The sequence below is a fragment of the Streptomyces sp. NPDC021212 genome (assembly GCF_044332925.1).
Lineage (GTDB): Bacteria > Actinomycetota > Actinomycetes > Streptomycetales > Streptomycetaceae > Streptomyces.
This window is the reverse complement of sequence record NZ_JBIRPZ010000003.1, coordinates 325579-346154: the sequence shown is the minus strand read 5'-3', so window position 1 is coordinate 346154 and position 20576 is coordinate 325579. Positions and strand designations below refer to the sequence as shown.

At 74.7% G+C, this 20576-nt stretch carries 11 protein-coding genes; 3 read left to right on the top strand and 8 right to left on the bottom strand.

The genetic code is table 11. The annotated features are described in order from the left end of the window. Nucleotides 1-12: 12 nt before the first annotated feature. The 3 genes from ACH4SI_RS09785 to ACH4SI_RS09775 all read right to left on the bottom strand — a co-directional run bounded on the left by ACH4SI_RS09785 (nucleotide 13) and on the right by ACH4SI_RS09775 (nucleotide 7753). Nucleotides 13-3807, bottom strand: coding sequence for a UvrD-helicase domain-containing protein (locus ACH4SI_RS09785; RefSeq protein ID WP_398294579.1), 3795 nt, complete (start codon nucleotides 3805-3807; stop codon nucleotides 13-15). Between the two features lie 118 nt (nucleotides 3808-3925). Continuing rightward, complete coding sequence (locus ACH4SI_RS09780; RefSeq protein WP_398294577.1) at nucleotides 3926-7288, bottom strand: ATP-dependent helicase; 3363 nt, start codon at nucleotides 7286-7288, stop codon at nucleotides 3926-3928. 87 nt (nucleotides 7289-7375) lie between these two features. After that, a complete protein-coding gene (locus tag ACH4SI_RS09775) occupies nucleotides 7376-7753 on the bottom strand; it encodes an MGMT family protein (protein ID WP_398294575.1) in 378 nt (125 codons plus the stop codon). Nucleotides 7754-8160: 407 nt separating this feature from the next. Between ACH4SI_RS09775 and ACH4SI_RS09770 the strand changes: the two genes are divergently transcribed. The 3 genes from ACH4SI_RS09770 (at nucleotide 8161) to ACH4SI_RS09760 (ending at nucleotide 14074) form a co-directional block, all read left to right on the top strand. Continuing rightward, a complete protein-coding gene (locus tag ACH4SI_RS09770; protein ID WP_398295219.1) occupies nucleotides 8161-10704 on the top strand; it encodes a YbhN family protein in 2544 nt (847 codons plus the stop codon). 114 nt (nucleotides 10705-10818) lie between these two features. Beyond that, nucleotides 10819-12360 (top strand): alpha/beta hydrolase, encoded by a 1542-nt coding sequence (locus tag ACH4SI_RS09765; protein ID WP_398294573.1) that lies wholly within the window; start codon nucleotides 10819-10821, stop codon nucleotides 12358-12360. Nucleotides 12361-12439: 79 nt separating this feature from the next. Further along, a complete protein-coding gene (locus ACH4SI_RS09760) occupies nucleotides 12440-14074 on the top strand; it encodes an alpha/beta hydrolase (RefSeq protein WP_398294571.1) in 1635 nt (544 codons plus the stop codon). 67 nt (nucleotides 14075-14141) lie between these two features. Here ACH4SI_RS09760 and moeZ read toward each other — a convergent pair whose 3' ends face one another. The 5 genes from moeZ to ACH4SI_RS09735 all read right to left on the bottom strand — a co-directional run bounded on the left by moeZ (nucleotide 14142) and on the right by ACH4SI_RS09735 (nucleotide 20203). Beyond that, nucleotides 14142-15320 carry an adenylyltransferase/sulfurtransferase MoeZ gene (gene moeZ, locus ACH4SI_RS09755; RefSeq protein ID WP_398294569.1) on the bottom strand — a complete coding sequence of 393 codons (1179 nt, stop codon included), beginning with the start codon at nucleotides 15318-15320 and terminating at the stop codon, nucleotides 14142-14144. A gap of 84 nt (nucleotides 15321-15404) precedes the next feature. Beyond that, nucleotides 15405-16166, bottom strand: a complete 762-nt coding sequence (locus ACH4SI_RS09750; RefSeq protein WP_398295217.1) for a spherulation-specific family 4 protein — start codon at nucleotides 16164-16166, stop codon at nucleotides 15405-15407. Next, the gene (locus ACH4SI_RS09745) at nucleotides 16163-17188 is read right to left on the bottom strand and encodes an NAD-dependent epimerase/dehydratase (RefSeq protein ID WP_398294567.1); all 1026 of its coding nucleotides are present in this window, start codon (nucleotides 17186-17188) and stop codon (nucleotides 16163-16165) included. The genes ACH4SI_RS09750 and ACH4SI_RS09745 overlap by 4 nt, the downstream gene beginning before the upstream one ends. Before the next feature lie 46 nt (nucleotides 17189-17234). Next, a complete protein-coding gene (locus tag ACH4SI_RS09740) occupies nucleotides 17235-18482 on the bottom strand; it encodes a hypothetical protein (RefSeq protein ID WP_398294565.1) in 1248 nt (415 codons plus the stop codon). Beyond that, entirely contained in the window at nucleotides 18479-20203 is a 1725-nt protein-coding gene (locus ACH4SI_RS09735) for a DUF3492 domain-containing protein (protein ID WP_398294563.1), read from the bottom strand. Before ACH4SI_RS09735 ends, ACH4SI_RS09740 begins: the two co-directional genes overlap by 4 nt. Between the last annotated feature and the right edge of the window lie 373 nt (nucleotides 20204-20576).

Genomic DNA, 20576 nt, shown 5'->3' with positions numbered 1-20576 from the left:
GGTCGCGCTCGGTCATGGTTCGACGTCGGTGAAAGCCTTACGGACAGCCTTACGGACATCGTCGGCCTCGCCGACTGGCTCGTCCGTCTCGTTCGTCTCGCCCGTCTCGTCCACCTCGTCCGCCTCCGGTTCGCCGGTCAGGATGCGCTCCAGCTCCGCCCGGCCGGGCAGGTCCACGGGGCGCACGATCTCCCCGCTGCGTACGTAGAGGAACGCCGCCGAGACCGCCGACAGCGGCAGGCCGTGCTGTTCGGCCCAGGCCAGGCGGTAGATGGCCAGCTGGAGCGGGTCGGCGTCCTGGGAGCGGCCGGTCTTCCAGTCGATGATCTCGAAGCCGTGGCCGTCCCCGGCGCCCGCCGCGGGCTCCCGGTACACGGCGTCGATCCTGCCCCGCACCGTCCGGCCCGCCAGGGTCAGCTGGAACGGCACCTCGACGCGGTGCGGGGTGCGCCGGGCGTACGGCGTGCGCGCGAACGCCTCCTTGAGCGCCGCCAGCTCGCGCTCGTCCGCGATCTCCGGCTCGTCGTCCGCGCCGCCCGGCAGCTCGTCCGGGCCGAGGAACGGCAGCGGCAGCGCCTCGAAGCGCGACTCGACCCAGGCGTGGAAACGGGTGCCGCGGCGCGCGGCGGGCCGCGGCGGGCGCGGCATGGGGCGGGCCAGCTCCCGCGCGAAGCCGTCAGGGTCCGCGGCGAGCCGCATCAGCTGGGAGGCGGTCAGGGTGTGCGGCACGGGCACCTCGTGCACGGTCGAGCGGGCGCGCCGCAGCTCCCCGGCGAGCGCGTCGAGATCGCGGTCCCAGGAGTCGGCCAGCCGCGCCTCCTCGGGCGCCAGGTCGCCGTCCGGCGAGGGCTGCGGGTCATCGGGGTACGCGGGCTCGTCGCCGTACGGGTCGCCCGTCACGTACGGGTCCGTGGCGTCAGCCTCGTACGGGTGCGGGTCGTCGTAGTACGAGCCGTCGTACGGGTCCGGGGCGTCGGGCGGCACGTCGTACGGGTACGCCTCCTCGTCCTCGTACGAGTACGCGTCCTCCGGCGGCTCGGGGAACAGGTCCGGCCCGGCCGAGCGGGGTTCACCGTCGTGCGCGAACGGCGGTTCGGGCGATGGCGCGTCGTCGTACGGGGCGGACAGGGGGTCCGCCGGGTCCGGGGCGAGGCCCGGGGCCGCCGACCGTGCGGGGTACGCGGCACCCGGGCCGGGGGCAGGCCCGCCCGCCGCTCCGCGCGGGCCCGGCGCCTGGTCCGCGTCGGGGCCGTGCCCCGCTCCCGGCGCATGCGCGTCGTCCCGCGCCTCCAGGCGGGCCAGATGGGCCAGGACCGCGTCCGCGGCGCGGCGGCGGCGGGACAGGGCGGCCGGGTCGAGCGGGAGCGGCCAGGCGCGGTCGGCGGCGGTCTCGCGCAGGGCCGGGTTCTCCGCGTCCTCCTCCGGCTCGTCCGCCCACGCCTCGACCTCGCCGTAACCGGTCTCGCAGTGCGCGCGCAGCGCCTCCAGGAAGGAGGACGGGCCGCGGCGGCGTTTCTGGGACGGGCCCCACCAGTGCCCGGAGCCGAGCAGCAGCGAGCGGGGCCGGGTGAAGGTGACGTAGCCGAGGCGGAGTTCCTCCGTCCGCTGGTGCTCCTTCATGGCGTCCTTGAAGGCGGTGAGCCCCTTGGCGTCCCAGGCGGTGACCTCCGGGAGGGTGGCGGCGTCGCCGCGCAGGGCGTGCGGCAGGACCCTGGCGTTCGCCGTCCACGACTCGCGGCTCTGCTCGCTCGGGAACCGCCCCGCGACCAGTCCGGGCACCGCCACCACGTCCCACTCCAGCCCCTTGGACTTGTGCGCGGTGAGCACCTTGACCGTGTTCTCCCCGCCGGGGAGGGCGTTGTCGAGCCCCTTCTCGTACTGTGCGGCGGTCCGCAGGAAGCCCAGGAACGACTGGAGGGTGGCCTCGCCGTCCACGGCGGACCCGGCCTGGGCGGCGAAGGACGCTGCGACGTCCAGGAAGTTGCCCAGCGTCTCGCGGCGGCGGGCGGCCAGGGCGTGGGGCGAGGCGGACAGCTCGACCTCCAGGCCGGTGGTGGCCAGCACCCGGTGCAGGACGTCCATGAGCGGGTCGGCCAGCGAGCGCCGCAGCTCGCGCAGTTCGGCGGCGAGGCGGGCGAAACGCACCCGGGCGTCGGCCGAGAACGGCAGCCCGTCGTCCGGGCCGCCGCCGGAGTCGAGGAAGGTGTCGAGGGCGTCGGCGAGCGAAATGATCTCGGACGGGTCGACGCCCTCGACGGCCTCGGCGAGCCGCCGGTCCGGATCGTCCTCCGGGTCGCCGGGACGGCCGTGGGAGACGAGCGCGCGGGCACGGCGACCGAGGAGCGCCAGGTCGCGGGGGCCGATGCGCCAGCGCGGGCCGGTGAGCAGCCGGACCAGCGCGGCGTTGGCCCCCGGGTCCTGGAGCACCTCGCAGACCGCCACCAGGTCGGCGATCTCGGGCAGGTGCAGCAGCCCCGACAGGCCCACGACCTCCACCGGAACGTCACGCTCCACCAGCGCGCCCTGGATCTCGGCGAAGTCACCGGCCGTACGGCACAGGACCGCGATCTCGCCGGGCGGGGTCCCGGTGCGCACCAGATGGGCGATCGAGTCGGCAAGCCAGGCCAGCTCCTCGGCGTGGGTGGGCAGCAGCGCGCAGCGCACCAGGCCGTCCCGCTCGGCGCCGGGCGCGGGGCGCAGCGCCTCGACGCCCTGGTGCATCGCGCGCAGCGGGGCGGCGAGCCCGTTGGCGAGGTCCAGCAGACGGCCGCCGCTGCGCCGGTTCTCGCTGAGCGCGTGGCGGCGGGCGGGGCTGCCGTCCTGGTGCGGGAAGTGCGCGGGGAAGTCGTCGAGGTTGGCGACCGAGGCGCCGCGCCAGCCGTAGATGGCCTGGCACGGGTCGCCGACGGCGGTGACGGGGTGTCCGGTGCCGCCGCCGAACAGACCGGACAGCAGCAGCCGCTGGGCGACGGAGGTGTCCTGGTATTCGTCCAGCAGGACGACCGCGAACTGCTCGCGCAGGATCCGGCCGACCTCCGGGCCGGAGCGGGCCAGGGTGGCGGAGAGCGCGATCTGGTCGCCGAAGTCGAGCAGGTCGCGGCGGCTCTTCTCGGCGCGGTACTCCTCGACCAGGCCGAGGAGTTCGCGGCGGGCGCGGGCGGCCTCGGGCACCTTGCGCAGCGCCTCGTTGGTGAGCTTCACCCCGTCGAGGGTGTCCAGCAGCTCGGTGTCGTACGCGAGGAGCTGCTTCGCCGGGACCAGGTGCTCGGCCAGCTCGGCGTCGAGCGCGAGCAGATCCGTCACCAGGTCGGCGAAGGGGCGGGTGAGCGCCGGGTAGGGGCCGGGGGCGGTGCGCAGCACGCGCGCGGCGAGCTGGAAGCGGGTGGCATCGGCGAGCAGCCGGGCGCTGGGCTCCAGGCCGATGCGCAGACCGTGGTCCTTGAGGAGCTGTCCGGCGAAGGCGTGGTACGTGGAGATGCTGGGCTCGCCCGCGGCTTCCTCGGCGGCGGCCGGATCCGGGTCGGGGTCCACAACGCCCGCCTTGACGAGCGCCTTCCGTACCCGCTCGGCCAGTTCGCCCGCCGCCTTGTTGGTGAACGTGAGGCCCAGCACCTGGTCAGGTGCGACCTGGCCGGTGCCCACCAGCCACACGACGCGCGCGGCCATCACCGTGGTCTTGCCGGAGCCCGCTCCGGCGACGATCACCTGCGGGGCGGGCGGCGCGGTGATGCACGCCGTCTGCTCCGGGGTGAACGGAATCCCGAGCAGCTCCTTGAGCTCCTCGGGATCGGCGATGCGGGCTGACACTCCACTGAGGCTATCGTCCGCCACCGACAACCGGCCGACAAGCCCCCGCCAAGGGGATAAGTCGGCACATCTCCCGCCGACCGGAAGGGACATGACGCCACAAATCCCCCACCCTGCGTCACTCCACCACGTGGCGGCCCTCCGCGCGGGCGCTGCACGAGGCGCGGAACGCGCAGCGCTCGCAGTGCGCGCCGGTGCTCGGCGCGAAGCGCTCGTCGAGGACGCGTCCGGCCGCGGTGGCGAGCAGTTCGCCGACCCACTCCCCGTCGGGCCCCACGGGCGGGGCCTGCGCCTGGACCTTGGGCGCGGCATCGCCCCCCTCCTTCTTGGGGGCGCCCTGCCGCAGCTGGACCAGCTCGGCGCCGCCGGGCTCGGGGCGGTCGTCGCCGAAGAGGCCGTCGACGGCGCCCTCGCGCACCGCGAGCTGATAGACCGCCAGCTGGGGGTGGCGTTCGACCTCGCCGCGGGTCACCGGCTGCTTGCCGGTCTTGAAGTCCACGACGTACGCACGCCCCTCGGCGTCCGCCTCGACGCGGTCCATGCTGCCGCGGATGCGCACCTGGTAGGCGTCGGCTTCGAGGGTGACGTCGAAGCCGTGCTCGGAGGCGACCACCGTGCGGCCGCCGCGCTCCATCACGTGCCAGCGCAGGAAGCGCTCCAGGGCCGCCCGGGCCTGCTCCTTCTCCTGCCGCGACTTCCAGGGGGCGTCGAAGGCGAGCGCGTCCCATACGGAGTCCAGCCGCTCCATGAGGACGGCGAGATCGGCCGGGGTGCGGCCGGAGGCCACCTCGTCGGCGAGGACGTGGACGACGTTGCCGAAGCCCTGGGCGGCGGTCGACGGGGCGTCCGCCTTGACCTCGCGCCCCAGGAACCACTGGAGCGAGCAGGTGTTGACGAGCTGGTCGAGCGCGCTGCCGGACAGCGCCACCGGCCGGTCGCGGTCGCGCAGCGGCACCTCGCTGTGCGTGGGCTCGTACAGGCCCCACCAGCCGGAGGGGTGGGCGGCGGGGACGAGCGGCCGGCCATCCTCGTCGCGCAGCGCCGCGAGCCGGGCGAGCCGCTGTGCGGCGGCCTCCCGCAGGGCATCCGAGGCGTCCGGGTCGACGGTGGTGGCGCGCAGCTCGGCGACGAGCGCGGCGACCGACAGCGGGCGGCGCGGCCGCTGGGCGACGTCAACAGGCGCGACGCCCAGCTCGGTCAGGAACCGCGAGGGCTGGTCGCCGTCGTCGGAGGCGGCCTTGACGGCGGTGACGACCAGCCGGTCCCTGGCGCGGGTCGTCGCCACGTAGAACAGCCGCCGCTCCTCGGCCAGCAGTGCGCCCGGCGTCAGCGGCTCGGCGAGCCCGTCCCGGCCGATCCGGTCGGCCTCCAGGAGCGAGCCGCGGCGCCGCAGATCCGGCCACAGCCCCTCCTGTACACCCGCGACCACCACCAGGCGCCATTCCAGCCCCTTGGAGCGGTGAGCGGTCATCAGCCGCACGGCGTCGGGGCGGGCGATGCGGCGGGAGAGGGTGTCGGCGGCGATGTCCTGGGCGTCGAGCTGGTCGAGGAAGTTGAGCGCGCCGCGGCCGCCGGTGCGCTCCTCCGCGCGCGCGGCGGTCTCGAACAGCGCGCACGCCGCGTCCAGGTCGCGGTCGGCGTTGCGCCCGGCGGCCCCGCCGCGCTGGGCGGCGCCCTCCAGCCGCCCGGGCCAGGGGGTGCCGTCCCACAGCTCCCACAGCGCCTGTTCGGCGGTGCCGCCGCCGGCCAGCGCCTCCAGCGCCTTGCGCAGCAGCAGGCCGAGCCGCTGGGCGCCGCGCGCGTACGCCGGGTCGTGGACTGCCAGCCGCTCGGGCGCGGCCAGCGCCTCGGCGAGCAGGACGTCGGAGGGGCGCGGCACGGCGTGGCCCGCGGCCCGCTCCTCCTCGCGCAGGGCACGGCCGAGCTTGCGCAGATCGGCGGCGTCCATGCCGCCCAGCGGCGAGGTGAGCAGGGTGAGGGCGGTCTCGACGTCGAGGGCGGCGGACAGCCCGCCGGAGTCGGGCAGCGCGGCGGTGGCGGCGGCCCGCAGCGCCGTCAGCAGGGGGGCCACGGCGGGTTCGTGGCGCAGCGGGATGTCGTCGCCGTCCACCTCGATGGGCACCCCGGCGGAGGTGAGCGCCCGGCGCAGGCCCGGGAGCGAGCGCCCCCCGGCGCGCACCAGGACGGCCATCTCGCTCCACGGCACCCCGTCCTCCAGATGGGCGCGGCGCAGGATGTCGGCGACGTTGTCGAGTTCGGCTCCCGCGGTCGGGTACGTGAACACCTCGACGCGGCCGCCGTCGCGCGCCGCCGTCAGCTCCCGGTGGGCGCGCACGGCGTGCGCCGGGAGGCGGGTGAGCGGCATGCGGCCGGCGACGAGCCGGGTCGCGGCGAGCAGCCGGGCGCCCGAGCGGCGCGAGGTGGTGAGGACCTCCACGGGCGCCGGGCGGCCGTCCGCGCGCGGAAAGTCGTCCCGGAAGCCGAGGATGCCGTTCACGTCGGCACCCCGGAAGGCGTAGATGGACTGATCGGGGTCGCCGAAGGCCACCAGGGAACGCCCGCCCGTCGCCCGACCACCACCCCGGCCGGACGCGCTCCGCGCGGCCCCTCCGGATCCCGCAAGTGCCCGCAGCAGCCGGGTCTGGGCCACGTCCGTGTCCTGGTATTCGTCCACGAACACCGCGTCATAGCGGGCGGCCAGCTCCGCCGATACCTCCGGCCGCTCGGCGAGCAGCACCGCGCGGTGCACCAGCTCCGCGTAGTCCAGCACCCCCTGGGCGTCCAGGACGTCCAGATACTCGGCGAGGAAGGCCGCCGCCGCGCCCCAGTCCGGGCGCCCGGTGCGCGCCGCGAACTCCCCCAGGGACCGCGGGCCGAGGCCCAGCTCCCGGCTGCGCGCGAGCACCGCGCGCACCTCGTCGGCGAAACCGCGGGTGGTCAGGCAGGCGCGCAGCTCGTCGGGCCAGCGGGCCGACGCGCGCCCCGCGCGCTCCAGTTCGGCCTGTCCGGCCAGCAGCTCCCGTACGACGACGTCCTGTTCGGGGCCGGACAGCAGCCGCAGCGGATCGGCGAACAGGTCGACGTCCTGATGGGCGCGGACCAGCGCGTAACAGAAGGAGTGGAAGGTGGTGGCCCGCGGCCCGGTCGCGCCGCCCAGCCGCGCCGTCATCCGGTCGCGCAGCTCGACAGCCGCCTTGCGGCTGAAGGTGAGCACCAGGAGCCGCTCGGGGTCCGCGCCGTCGCGCACCCGCCGGGCGACGGCCTCCACCAGCGTCGTGGTCTTCCCCGTGCCCGGTCCGGCGAGCACCAGCAGCGGACCGCCCTCGTGCTCAACCACGGAGCGCTGACGTGCGTCCAGGACAGGAGAGGCCACCGGATCCGGCCGACGGCGGACCAGGCGGTACGTGCCCGCGGACGGCAGCCGTAGATACGGCTGCCGTCCCTGCCGCTGTCGCGGCAGGGACGAGGAGGAGGTGCTCACATGGATCGCCGGTCCTGGTGGGTGGGCTGGGGGCGGGACAGCATCTCATGTGCCGCGGTGCGTCACCCGAATGGCTGTGGACAACCCCTATCCCGCGGCGCCCTCAGTCCTCTCCGTGCCGTCCCAGCGGGCCCGGCGCATGTCGATCCTCGGCACGTGTCCCTCGGCGGAGCGCGGCGCCTCGCGCAGCGGAGTGCCCTCCTCGCGGTAGTGGTCCAGCGCCCGCAGCTCACTGCCGGGCAGCAACGCGCCGTCCGCGCGCACCACGCGCCACCACGGCACGGCGCCCCCGTAGAGGGCCATCACCCGCCCCACCTGGCGCGGGCCGCCCTCCTCCAGCCACTCGGCGATGTCCCCATAGGTCATCACCCGGCCCGGCGGGATCAGGTCGGCCACGTCCAGCACCCGCTCCGCGTACGCGGGCAGCTCGTCGTCGGCCCGCGGCTCCTCGCTCTCCCCTCTCATCCCGCCCATCCTGCCGCACCCCACCGACACCGACACCGACACAGCCGCGCGCGGTACCGTCGAAGGTTCTGCGGACGGCAGCGGGGTTCGATCACGCATTGTGCGGGAATTCACCACAGGGCGTACGATCCGAGGCTCACATCCCCGAAATGCACCCTGATGCCCTCCTCCGCAGCCCGGGCATGCCACCATCTTCCGGGCGGTGACTGGTGATACGAGATCAAGAAGAGACGGCGAAGCAGCAGGGTGCGCAGCCTCCTGAAGAGGAGGCACGCACCCCTGAGGCGCTGCCGCGTTCTCACGGTTCGGACGGCACCGACGGCACCGACGGCCCGCAGGGGCACAACGACCGGGTCTCGGGCGACGAACCGCTGCTGCCCGCCCGGGTGCACCGTCCCTCCGACCTGATGCGGCTGCTGCTCGGCGCGCTGGGCATCGCCATCGTCCTGGCCGTCGCGGCCTTCGCGCACGGCACCACCGCGGGGCTGGAGAAGGACATCGGCCACGGCGCCAACCAGGCGCCCCCGCTGATGATCGACTTCGCGGGGCTGACGGCCAGCATCGCCGTGCTCGTCCTGCCGGTGGCGTTCGCCATCGAGCGGCTGATCAAACGGGACGGGCTGCGGATCGCGGACGGCGTCCTGGCCGCGGTGCTCGCCCACGGCATCTCCCTGGCCACCGATCTGTGGGTCGCCAGGGCCGCGCCCGACTCGATCCGCGAGGCCCTCACCCAGCCCGCGCCCGGCGGCGCCCTGAGCGATCCGGTGCACGGCTATCTCGCCCCGGTCATCGCCTATATGACGGCCGTCGGGATGGCGCGCCGCCCGCGCTGGCGGGTGGCCATGTGGGGCGTGCTGCTGCTCGACGCGTTCGCGGTGCTGGTGGGCGGCTACACCACACCGTTCGCGATCGCCATCACGGTGCTCATCGGCTGGACCGTCGCCTACGGCACGCTCTACGCCGTCGGCTCCCCCAATGTGCGCCCCACCGGACAGCATCTGCTGGCCGGGCTGCGCCGGGTCGGCTTCAACCCGGTCAGCGCGGCGCGCGCCGAGGAGCCGGTGGACGAGCACGGCAACCACAGCGACCGGGGCCGCCGCTATCTGGTCACCCTGGAGGACGGCCCGCCGCTGGACGTCACCGTGGTCGACCGCGAACAGCAGGCCCAGGGCTTCTTCTACAGCGTCTGGCAGCGGCTGACGCTGCGCACGATCACCCCTCCGCGCAGCCTCCAGTCGCTGCGCCAGGCGCTGGAGCAGGAGGCGCTGCTCGCGTACGCGGCGATCGCGGCCGGCGCCAACGCGCCCAAGCTGATCGCCACCTCCGAGCTGGGCCCGGACGCCGTGATGCTGGTCTACGAGCACATCGGCGGCCGTCCGCTGCACGCCCTGCCGGACGAGGAGATCACCGACGAGCTGCTGGCCGGGGCCTGGCACCAGGTGCAGGCGCTCCAGTCGCGGCGCATCGCCCACCGGCGGCTGGACAGCGACGCCCTGATGGTCGACCGCTCCGGCGCGGTCATCCTGACGGATCTGCGCGGCGGCGAGATCGCGGCGGGCGATGTGGTGCTGCGGATGGACATCGCGCAGTTGCTGGCCACCCTGGGGCTGCGGGTGGGTGCCGAGCGCTCCGTGGCCGCCGCGGTCGACGTCATCGGCCCGGACGCGGTCGCCGACAGCCTCCCCCTGCTGCAGCCCCTCGCCCTGGGCCGGGCCACCCGGGCGACGCTGCGGCAGCAGGCCCGGGAGCGCGCCCAGCGGCAGCGGGAAGCGGTGCTGGAGGCGTCCCGCGCCGCCAAGGAGGCCAGGGCCCGGGAGGCCGAAGAGGCCGCACCGGGCGAGGCCGACGGCGGCCGCAGGGCCGAGCCCGCCGTCAGCGACCGCAAGACGGCCAAGGCCGAGAAGCAGGCCGAGAAGCAGGCGATCGACGAGGCCCTGGAGGAGGCCCGCGAGCTGGATCTGCTCGCCCAGATCCGCCGCCAGGTGCTGCTGGTGCGGCCGCAGGCGCCGGTCGAGCCGGTGCGGCTGGAGCGCATCAAGCCGCGCACCCTGGTCACCTTCTGCGCGGGCGCCTTCGCCGCGTACTTCCTGCTGTCCCAGTTCACCCACCTCAAGCTGGGCGCCCTGGTCGGCGAGGCCAACTGGATCTGGGTGTTCTTCGCGCTCGCCTTCTCCGCGCTCACCTATGTCGCCGCCGCCCTGAGCCTGCTCGGCTTCGTCCCCGAGAAGGTGCCCTTCGGGCGTACGGTGCTGGCGCAGGTCGCCTCCTCGTTCGTGAAGCTGGTGGCGCCCCCGGCGGTCGGCGGCGTCGCCCTCAACGCCCGCTTCCTCCAGCGCGCCGGGGTGCGGCCCGGGCTCGCGGTGGCGAGCGTCGGCGCCTCGCAGCTGTTCGGCCTGGCCAGCCACGTCTTGCTGCTGGCCACCTTCGGCTACATCACCGGCACCGAGCGCACCCCGACCCTCTCGCCGTCCCGGACCGTGATCGCCGGGCTGCTGACGGGCGCCGTACTGACCCTCGTGGTCACCGCGGTGCCCGCGCTGCGCAAGTTCGTCTCCACCCGGGTGCGGTCGCTGTTCGCCGGAGTCGTGCCGCGCATGCTGGACGTGCTGCAGCGGCCCAAGAAGCTGCTCGCCGGAATCGGCGGCATGCTGCTGCTGACCGCGGCCAACGTGATGTGCCTCGACGCGTCGATCCGCGCGTTCGGCGGCGACCTGAGCTACGCGAGCATCGCGGTCGTCTTCCTCGCGGGCAACGCCCTGGGATCGGCCGCGCCCACCCCGGGCGGCGTCGGCGCCGTCGAGGCAGCCCTGATCGCCGGACTCACCTTCGCCGGGCTGCCGTACGAGACGGCCGCGCCCGCCGTGCTGCTCTTCCGGCTGATGGTCTTCTGGCTGCCGGTGCTGCCCGGCTGGCTGGCGTTCACCCACCTCACCCGCCGAGAGTCCCTGTAGGGCTCGTCGTCGTACGGCACCCACAACGCCTCCGGGCGGGCGGTCCGCCCTCACCCGCCCGCCCTCACCCGTACGCCCGCGCTGTGCGCGCGCGACCCCGCCGCGGCCCGCAGGATGGCGGTACGCCGCCACCCCGGGAGAGCCGCCGTGTCCCGACCCCTGCGCACCGGTGCGCTGTCCGCCGCCGCCCTGCTGCTCGCCGCCACCGCCGGATGCGGCGGCGACTCCGGCCGGCCGGACACCACCACGGGCCAGAAGCTCCGCTGGGCCGCCTGCCCCGTCCCCTCCGACAGCGAGGACGGGGCGACCACCAAGGCTCCGGGCCGGGAGTGGGAGTGCGCGACCCTGCACGTGCCGCTCGACTACGCGAAGCCGCACGGCGCCACCATCGGCATCGCGATGATCCGCGCCAAGGCCACAGGCCCGGGGAAGCGGATCGGCTCCCTGATCTTCAACTTCGGCGGCCCCGGCGGCTCCGGCGTCACCACGCTCCCCGCTCTCGCGGGCTCCTACAAAAAGCTGCGCACCCGCTACGACCTGGTCAGCTTCGATCCGCGCGGGGTCGGCCGCAGCAAGGGGGTGCACTGTCTCGGCAACCGGCAGCTCGATGCCTTCTACGCGGCCGACGCCACCCCGGACGACTCCGCCGAGGTGACCTCCCTGCTGCACCGGGTCAAGGGCTATGCCGCCGGGTGCGAGAAGCGGTCCGGCACGGTGCTCCCGTACGTCGGCACCACCAACGCCGCCCGCGACATGGAGCTGATGCGCCGCGTCCTCGGCGACCGCAAGCTGTACTACTTCGGCGTCTCCTACGGCACCGAACTGGGCGGCGTCTACGCCCATCTGTACCCCAAGAAGGTGGGCCGGGCGCTCTTCGACGGGGTCGTGGACCCCACCCAGGACCCCGAACAGGGCGCCCTCGGCCAGGCGCAGGGCTTTCAGCTGGCGCTGGGCGACTACCTGAAGGGCTGCCGCGGCACCGCCGCGGCAGGCTGCCCCACCCAAGCCAAGATCCAGGCCCTGCTGAAGCGCCTCGACCAGCATCCGGTGCCGGGCTCCGGCGGCCGCAAACTCACCCAGTCGCTGGCCGACGGAGGCATCGCGCAGTCCCTGTACTCACGGGACTTCTGGCCGTACCTCACCCAGGGGATCGCCGGGGCCCAGCAGGGCGACGGCGGGATCCTGCTGGCCCTCGGCGACTCCATGAACGGGCGCGGCGAGAACGGCGACTACAGCACGCTGCAGTCCTCCCTCAACGCCGTCACCTGCGCCGACTTCAAACAGCGCTACACCGTGGCCGACATCCGGCGGGAGCTGCCCACCTTCCGCAAGGCGTCCCCGGTGTTCGGCGACTTCATGGCGTGGAGCCTCACCCAGTGCACCGGCTGGCCCGTCCGCGGCGCCTGGACCACACCCGACGTCAGCGCCCGCGGCGCCGCCCCCATCCTGGTCGTCGGCAATACCGGCGACCCGGCCACGCCGTACGCGGGGGCGCGGAAGATGGCCGACGAGCTGGGGCCCGGGGTCGGCGTCCAACTCACGTACAAGGGCGAGGGGCACGGGGCGTACGACAGCGGCAGCGCTTGCGTCCGCAACACCGTGAACGCCTATCTGCTGAACGGCCGGGTCCCGGAAAACGGCAAGGTCTGCACCTAGGGGGGCCGCCGCGGCTGTGACCGTATGGAGAACAAGCGCGCACACTCCCGCTCATATCATCCTCATAGGATCACCGACCATGTCGACCATGCCGAGTTCTTTCCGCACCATACGGACCAGGGCGCCCAGGGCGCTGGTCTCCGCGACCGCAGTGGCCGCCCTCATCGCCGTCGCGGGCTGCGACGGCGGCGGAAAGGACCAGGGGAAGGCGTCGGCCACACCCTCGTCCGGCCGCGCCTCCGCCGCCCCGGCCGCGCCCCCGGGTTCCTCCGGCCTGCCCCGCTCGCTCACGGACCAGCAGCCGCGCTGGAAGGGGTGCGAGGCGCCGACCCCGCTCCAGGGCACCGGCAAGGCGCCGGGCGCCGGCTGGGAGTGCGCCGACCTCACGGTGCCGCTGGACTGGGCGAAGCCGGACGGAGAGACTTTTCGCCTCGCCATGATCCGCGCCAAGGCCACAGGCCCGGGGAAGCGGATCGGCTCCCTGGTGTTCAATTTCGGCGGCCCCGGCGGCTCCGGCGTTTCCTCCCTGCCCGGTTTCAGCGGCGATTACCAGAAACTGCGCTCCCGCTATGACCTGGTGAGCTTCGATCCGCGCGGCGTCGGCGAAAGCGACGGCGTGACCTGCCGGAGCGACAAGGAGATCGACGCCGCCGAGGCGGTGGACGGCACTCCGGACGACGCCGCCGAAATCAAGGCGGCGACCGCGGACGCGAAGAAATACATCGACGGCTGCGAGAAGCGTTCCGGAAAGCTCCTCCCGCATGTGGACACCGTCAGCGCCGCCCGCGACATGGACCTCATGCGGCAGGTGCTGGGCGACCGTAAGCTCTCGTATTTCGGCATCTCCTACGGCACCGAACTCGGCGGCGTCTACGCCCATCTGTACCCGCGGCATGTGGCGCGTGCGGTCCTCGACGCCGTGGTCGACCCGTCGGCGGACACCGAACAGGGCTCCCTCGCCCAGGCCAGGGGGTTCCAGCTCGCACTGGACAACTACCTCCGGGACTGCGCCGAGAAGGGGTCCGCCTGCCCGGTGGGCGACGACCCGGAGGCGGGCGACGAGAAGATCGTCACGCTGCTGAGGAAACTCGACAAGAAGCCGCTCGACACCGACAGCGGCCGCAAACTCACTCAAGGCGGGGCGCTCGGCGGCATCGCCGCCGCCCTCTACTCCGAGGACAGCTGGAAATACCTGACGCTGGGTCTTCAGGAAGCGCTGCTGCTCAACAAGGGGAATCTGCTGCTCGCGATGTCGGATTCGATGTCCGGCCGCGACGACAAGGGCCGCTACAGCAATATCAACGCGGCCAATACGGCGGTCAACTGCGTGGATGAGAAGAAGCGCTACACGGTGAGCGACGTGAAGGAGCGGCTGCCGCGGTTCCGCAAGACGTCGAAGGTCTTCGGCGACTATCTGGCCTGGTCCCTGCTCGCCTGCACCGGCTGGCCGGTCGCCGGCAAGGCGGACACCCCGGACGTGAGCGCCAAGGGCTCCCCGCCGGTCCTCGTCATCGGCAACACCGGTGACCCGGCCACCCCCTACGAGGGCGCCCGGACGATGGCCCGCCAACTGGGCCAGGGCGTGGGCGTCGAGGTCACGTACCGGGGACAGGGCCATGGCGCGTACAACAGCGGCAACGCCTGCATGAGGAAGACCGTGAACGACTATCTGCTCGACGGGAAGGTGCCGGCGAGCGGCAAGACCTGCGGGTGAACGGCGAAGGGCCCGGGCCGCTCCGAAAACGGAGCGGGCCGGGCCCTTCTCGCACAGCGGGCCGGGATCAGTAGACCGGCTTGTCGGGCTCGATCTGGTTGACCCAGCCGATCACGCCGCCGCCCACGTGGACGGCGTCCGAGAAGCCCGCGGACTTCAGGACGGCCAGGACTTCCGCGGAGCGGACACCCGTCTTGCAATGCAAGACGATCTTCTTGTCCTGCGGCAGGTCCTGGAGGGCGCCGCCCATCAGGAACTCGTTCTTCGGGATCAGCCGGGCGCCCGGGATCGAGACGATCTCGTACTCGTTCTGCTCGCGGACATCGATGATGTCGATGGCCTCGCCGTCGTCGATCCACTCCTTGAGCTGCTTGGGAGTGATCGTCGAACCGGCCGCCGCCTCCTGGGCCTCGTCCGAGACGACACCGCAGAAGGCCTCGTAGTCGATCAGCTCGGTGACCGTGGCGTTCGGGCCGCAGACCGCGCAGTCCGGGTCCTTGCGGACCTTGACCTGCCGGTAGGTCATCTCCAGGGCGTCGTAGATCATCAGGCGGCCGACCAGCGGGTCGCCGGCCCCGGTGAGCACCTTGATGGCCTCGGTGACCTGGATGGAACCGATGGACGCGCACAGCACGCCCAGGACCCCGCCCTCGGCGCAGGAGGGGACCATGCCGGGCGGCGGGGGCTCCGGGTACAGGCAGCGGTAGCAGGGGCCGTGCTCGGACCAGAAGACGGACGCCTGGCCGTCGAACCGGTAGATCGAACCCCAGATGTACGGCTTGTTCAGCAGCACGCACGCGTCGTTGACCAGGTAACGGGTCGCGAAGTTGTCGGTGCCGTCGACGATCAGGTCGTACTCGGAGAAGATCTCCATCACGTTGTCGGCCTCGAGGCGGCCCTCGTGCAGCACGACGTTCGTGTACGGGTTGATGCCGAGGACGGTGTCCTTCGCGGACTCCGCCTTGGAGCGGCCGATGTCGGCCTGGCTGTGGATGATCTGGCGCTGCAGGTTGGACTCGTCGACCTCGTCGAACTCGACGATGCCGAGCGTGCCCACGCCGGCGGCGGCGAGGTACATCAGGGCGGGCGAGCCGAGTCCGCCCGCGCCCACACAGAGCACCTTGGCGTTCTTCAGCCGCTTCTGGCCCTCCATACCGACATCCGGGATGATCAGATGGCGTGAGTACCTGCGGACCTCGTCGACGGTGAGCTCGGCAGCCGGCTCGACCAGGGGTGGCAGCGACACGGGGACTCCGTAGTGGTAGGAGCGGGCGGTTCGCCCCCGCGTGAGCGGGGAGGTTGTCTTCTCGTAACACTGCCACGCCCCATCTCATTCCATGACACACGGTCCGATGCGCGAGACGAATTCGTCCCAGTGTCCGGGCAGCGTCTCCCAGAGGGCGGCGGAGTCGGCGCGCTGGCCGGGGCGGGTCGTGCGGTCCGTGAAGAAGACCGTGCCCGCCCCCTGCCAGCGGGCGATGCGCAGCGCCTCGTCCAGATGCGGCCGGGGCACCCCGTGCACCAGATGGCAGAACCGTTCGGGCGGATAGCCCGCCGTCCACTCCGCGACCTGGGACCAGCGGTAGTCGGCCCACCGGCCGCGGAAGGTCACCAGCTGGTCGGCGATCTCCGCGTACTCCTCGTACGGATGGGTGTCCTGGCCCAGCACCGTGTACGCCCCGCCGCGCAGTGCGCGCAGCGTGGTGACGATCCGGCGGACCTCCGCCACGCCCGGGCGCTCCGACGGGCAGCGGTCCAGATAGAAGCCGTCGGGGCGGTACCAGTCCAGGTAGCGGCCCGCGTCCGCGACCAGCTCGCCGAAGGGGCGGGTGCCGAACCTCACGTCCAGCCGCCCCAGCACCCGGACGCCCGCGGCCCGCAGCCGGGCCACCGCGGCGGCGCAGTACGGGTCCGGGCAGGCGCCGGGGCCGCGCGCGACGTCCAGCACCGCCCAGTGGACCGGGGTGCCGCGGCGGGTCAGCTCACCCCATTCGACCGGTGCGATCAGGGGGTGCGCCCAGCCCGGCACCCCCAGGCCGAGACCGGCGGCGGGCGGCGGCGCCGGGCTGGGCCTGGACCCCGGCGAGATCAGATGCGACACGCCGCCTCCATCCAGATGTCCGCGAGGGACTCCTCCAGCGGGATCCGGGAGCGCCAGCCGAGCCGGTCGCGCGCGGTGCGCACATCGGCCTGCTGCCAGCTGCCGCAGCCGTCCGGGTAGGGGTACGCGGTGGCGCCGCCGTGCTCCGCCGGTCCGGGGGCGTGACCGGGGGCGTGCGGACCGGGCGCCGGAGCGTGACCGGGGGCGTGCGCCGGGGACGGGATGTGGGCGGCCGGGTGCAGCGGGTTCCGCCCGGGCGGGACGTCGACCTCGTGCAGGGTGCCGCCGAAGCCCGCCACCCGGGCCAGCACGGAGGCCGCCTCGCGCAGCCGGACGGCGCGCCCGGTGCCGATGTTGACGACGCCCTGCGCGGCCGACAGCGAGGCCGCGTGCACCGCCCGCGCCACGTCCCGCACGTCCACGAAGTCCCGCTGCACCCCGAGTCCGCTCAGCTTCAGCTCGCTGTCCCCGGACTGCATCGCGCGCCGCATCGCCTCGGCGAGCCGGCCGAGCGGGGAACCGGCCGGGGTGCCGGGCCCGACGGGTGAGAAGACCCGCAGCACCACCGCGTCCAGACCGGAGCCGAGCACCAGCTCGGTCGCGGCCAGCTTGCTCACGCCGTACGGGCCCCCGGGGCGCGGCACGGCGTCCTCGGCGGTGGAGGAACCGGGCTGCGAGGGCCCGTACTCGGAGGAGCAGCCGATCTGGACGAGCCGGGCGCCGCAGCCGCTGCGGCGCAGCGACTCGCAGACGGTCGCGACGGCCACGGTGTTGTGCCGGGTCAGCTCGCGGGCGCCGCCGCGGGTCGCGCCCGCGCAGTTGATCACCACGCCGGGGTGGACCGCGTTCAGGAAGCGGGTGAGCGCGCCGGGGCTGCCGTTGGACAGGTCGAACCGCACGTCGGCGTCGTCGCCGCGGCCCAGAGCGGTGAGCTGGACGGCGGGGTCGGCCAGCAGATGTTCGGCGACGTAGCGGCCCAGGTAGCCGCCGGAACCGAGCAGCAGGACTCTCATCGTCGCGCCTCCCCGGGGACGGCGTGTGGGGCGGTCGTCTCGTCGCTCATGGATGTGCTCCTCGTCGGGATGGAATCGGGATGGGAGATGACGTGGGGGGCGTGGTGGGGGCGGTGTGGGCCGAGGCGCGGGACAGCGCGGCGCACGCGTACACCAGCAGCGCGAGCGCGGCGGCCCCGCAGGCCACGGCGGGGACGGCGGCCGTGCCGTGGGCGGCGGCCAGCCGCCGCACCGGCTCGCCGAGCACCGCGCCGCCCGGCAGCCGGGCGGCCCCGGCGGCGGCCGGTACGGCCGCCTCGGCCGCACAGGCCACGGCGGTGCCGATGGCCGCGGCGGCGCGGAAGCCGTGCACGGTGAGCAGCCGGGCGAGGAACAGCAGGGCGGCCAGCGCGGCGACGCCGGCCTCGGCGACGGGGTCCGGGGCGGCGCCGGGCACCGTGAGCCGGGCCGTGAGCACCAGCGACGGCAGGGTGAGCAGGAAGGCCACGGCGGTGGCCGCGCACAGCGGACGGACTCCCGCCGCGAACTCGTCAAGACCGCTGCTGGCGGCCAGCCTGCGGCGCGCCCGTACGGCGAACCAGCGGGCGCACCACGCGGCGGGCGCGACGGCGAGGGCGAGGACGACGGCGGCCTCGCACACCGCCGACGGGTCGTACGTCTCCGAACGGCCGAGGAGCCCGGCCGGGAGCCAGTCGCCGCAGGCGGCGCAGGCGAGCAGCCAGCCGGTGCGCAGCGCTCCCGGCAGACCCGCGAACCGGCCCGCGAACCGGCCCGTCCGGCCGCTGTGCCGTCCGCCGGTGGCGAGCGGGCCCCGGCGCAGGCACAGCCACAGCGCGCCCGCCGCCAGCACGGCACCGGCCGCGCCGACGGCGGGGGCCCCGGTCCGGTACGCCCCGACGACGGCCGCCGCGGCCAGCGCGCCGGGCAGCAGCGGGAGCAGCCCGAGGGCCGCCCGCACGCCCCAGGGCCGGACCGGCCCGGTCGCCTCGGGGGGAGCGTCGTCCCCGCCGTCGCGCGGCACCCGGGCGTACAGCTCCTCGGCGAGCGAGAAGACGTCGCGGTGCCGGAAGCGGGCGGCGGTGCGGTCGGTCACCCCGTGGGCCTCGAGCCCGGCGGCGATCTCCAGCGGATCGACGGCCCGGGCGCACAGCTCGCGGTGGCGGTGCATCAGCGCGCGCACCGGATCGACCGATCCGCGCCGCGCCTTCGCGCCCCGCTCATGGGCCGACACCGGGGCGCTGGGCTGTTCGCGGCGTGCCCCGGGCGCGCCCGGCCGCTGGGCGGACCCGGTCATGCGCCCTCCTCGGAGAGGGCGGCCAGGCGCTGCCGCGGCGCCGGTCCGTCCTCGGCCCAGCCGGGAGTGTGCGCGACCCCTCGGCCCGCGGCCCAGCGGCCCGGGATGTGGGCCTCCGCGGGGCGGGCGAACGGAAGGGGCGCACCGTCCGCGCCGACCTCCTCGCGGCGCACCGGGCAGTGCGACATCAGCTCCAGGTAGATGCCCCGGAAGGCGACCACGTTCTGCTCGGCGGTGAAGAGTTCCAGCGCCCGGGCGCGCGCGGCGGCGCCCAGGCGGGCGCGGCGCTCGGGGTCGCGCAACAGCGCGAGGCACGCGTCGGCGAGCGCCCGGGGGTTGCGCGGCGGCACCACCAGGCCGGTGCCGCCGATGGCCTCGCACACGGCGCCCGCGTCCGTCGAGACCGTGGCCCGGCCGCAGAACATCGCCTCGACCAGCCCCACCGGAAAGCCCTCGACCACGCTGGACAGCACGACGACGGCGCCCGCCGCGTACGCGTCCGCCAGGGTGGGCACCTCGGGGTCGCCGACGTGCTCGAAGGAGACCGGATTGTCCCCGGGCGTATGGGCGTTCGCGGCCTCGTCGGGGAAGAGATGGTCGGCCAGGCCGCGGCAGTGGGCCGGGTACCCGTCCCCGGGATCGTCGCCGGGCCGGGTCTCGATGACGCGCAGCCGCGCGTCCGGCTGCCACCGGCGCACCTCGGCGAAGGCGTGCAGCAGCGCGACGACGTCCTTGGCGGGTTCGAGCCGGCCCACCCACACCAGCGTCCGGTCGTCCCCGCCACCGGCCGCCGCGCCCGCCTCGCCGACCTCCGCGAAGCGGGCGGCGTCCATCCCGGGGTAGACGGTGCGCAGCCGCTCCGGATCGGCGCCGCACCGCTCCTGCCAGCGACGGGCGTGGGTATTGCCGGGGGTGATCAGCGCGGCCTGGGCGTACGCCTCGGCGGCCAGCCTCCCCTGGAAGGCGGCCAGCAGGGCGCGGACCGGCCCGGAGCGCCCGGCCGTGGGCCGCAGATAGTGCTCGCGCAGCCGTACGCCGTACTCGGTGACCAGCAGCGGCGTACCGAACCGGCGCTTGGCCAGCAGCCCCGGGAGGGCGGCCACGCCGCCGGAGGTGGCGTGGCACAGGTCCACGCCGGACAGCCCCGGGTCGCGGGCACCGCCGCCGTACCAGTCGAGCGACAGCGGCCGCAGCGCCCGCTCCAGGGCCTCGGTCACGGCCAGCAGATCGGTGACCCGCGCCCGATGGGCGGCGCGCGGCGCGCCGGGGGTGTGGCAGGCGCGCTCCAGGGTGCGGACGGCGTCCTCGGAGCGGAGCGCGGCGGACAGCCCGCCGACGTCGCGGGCGAGGTCGGCGAGGCCGTGGAGACCGCTGGCGAAACGGTCCGCCTGGGCGCGGACCGAGCCGTCCGGGCCGTCCGGGCCGCCCGGCACGCTGATCGCCACCGCCAGGTCCCCGAAGTGCTCGGTGAACCGCCGCCGCTGCCGCCGCCCGTACGACCGCCGCCGCCCGGCCGGCTCGCCCCACAGCGGCGCGGTGCGCACCCGCCGCACCTGCCCGGGCAGCTCCGCCCAGCCCGCGGCCTCCTGACGGGCGTCGCGGCTCAGCGCGTAGACCTCGAAGTCGTGCCAGTCCAGGGCGCGCACCAGCCGGTCGCACCACACCCTCGCCTCACCGGTCGCATACGGGTACCCACCCTCCGTAAGCAGTCCCACGCGCATGAGCGCACCCCCGATCTCCCATGTGGGCAAGCCGTCATGCCGCGGTTCGGCACGTCGGGCAGCGGGAGCACGTTATGCGCGCATGGCCGTGGGGGGGGGGGGGGGGGGGGGGGGGGGGGCCCCGCCCGGGGCCCCCCCCCCCCCCCGCCGGGGGCCCGCCCCCCGCGCTCCCGCCCCCCCCCCCACCCCCGGGGGGCCACCCCGCCCGCCGGGGGGGGGCCCGCTGGGGCCGGGGCCCCAGTTTCGGCGCGCGGGGGGGGGGGGGGGGGGCGGTTGGCCCGCCCCGCCACCGGAAGGGGTGAACGCCCGTGACCTTCCTGGAATTCAGGCGTTGTCAGGCGCTATAACGGGCGCGAGCCCGTGGGAAGGACCG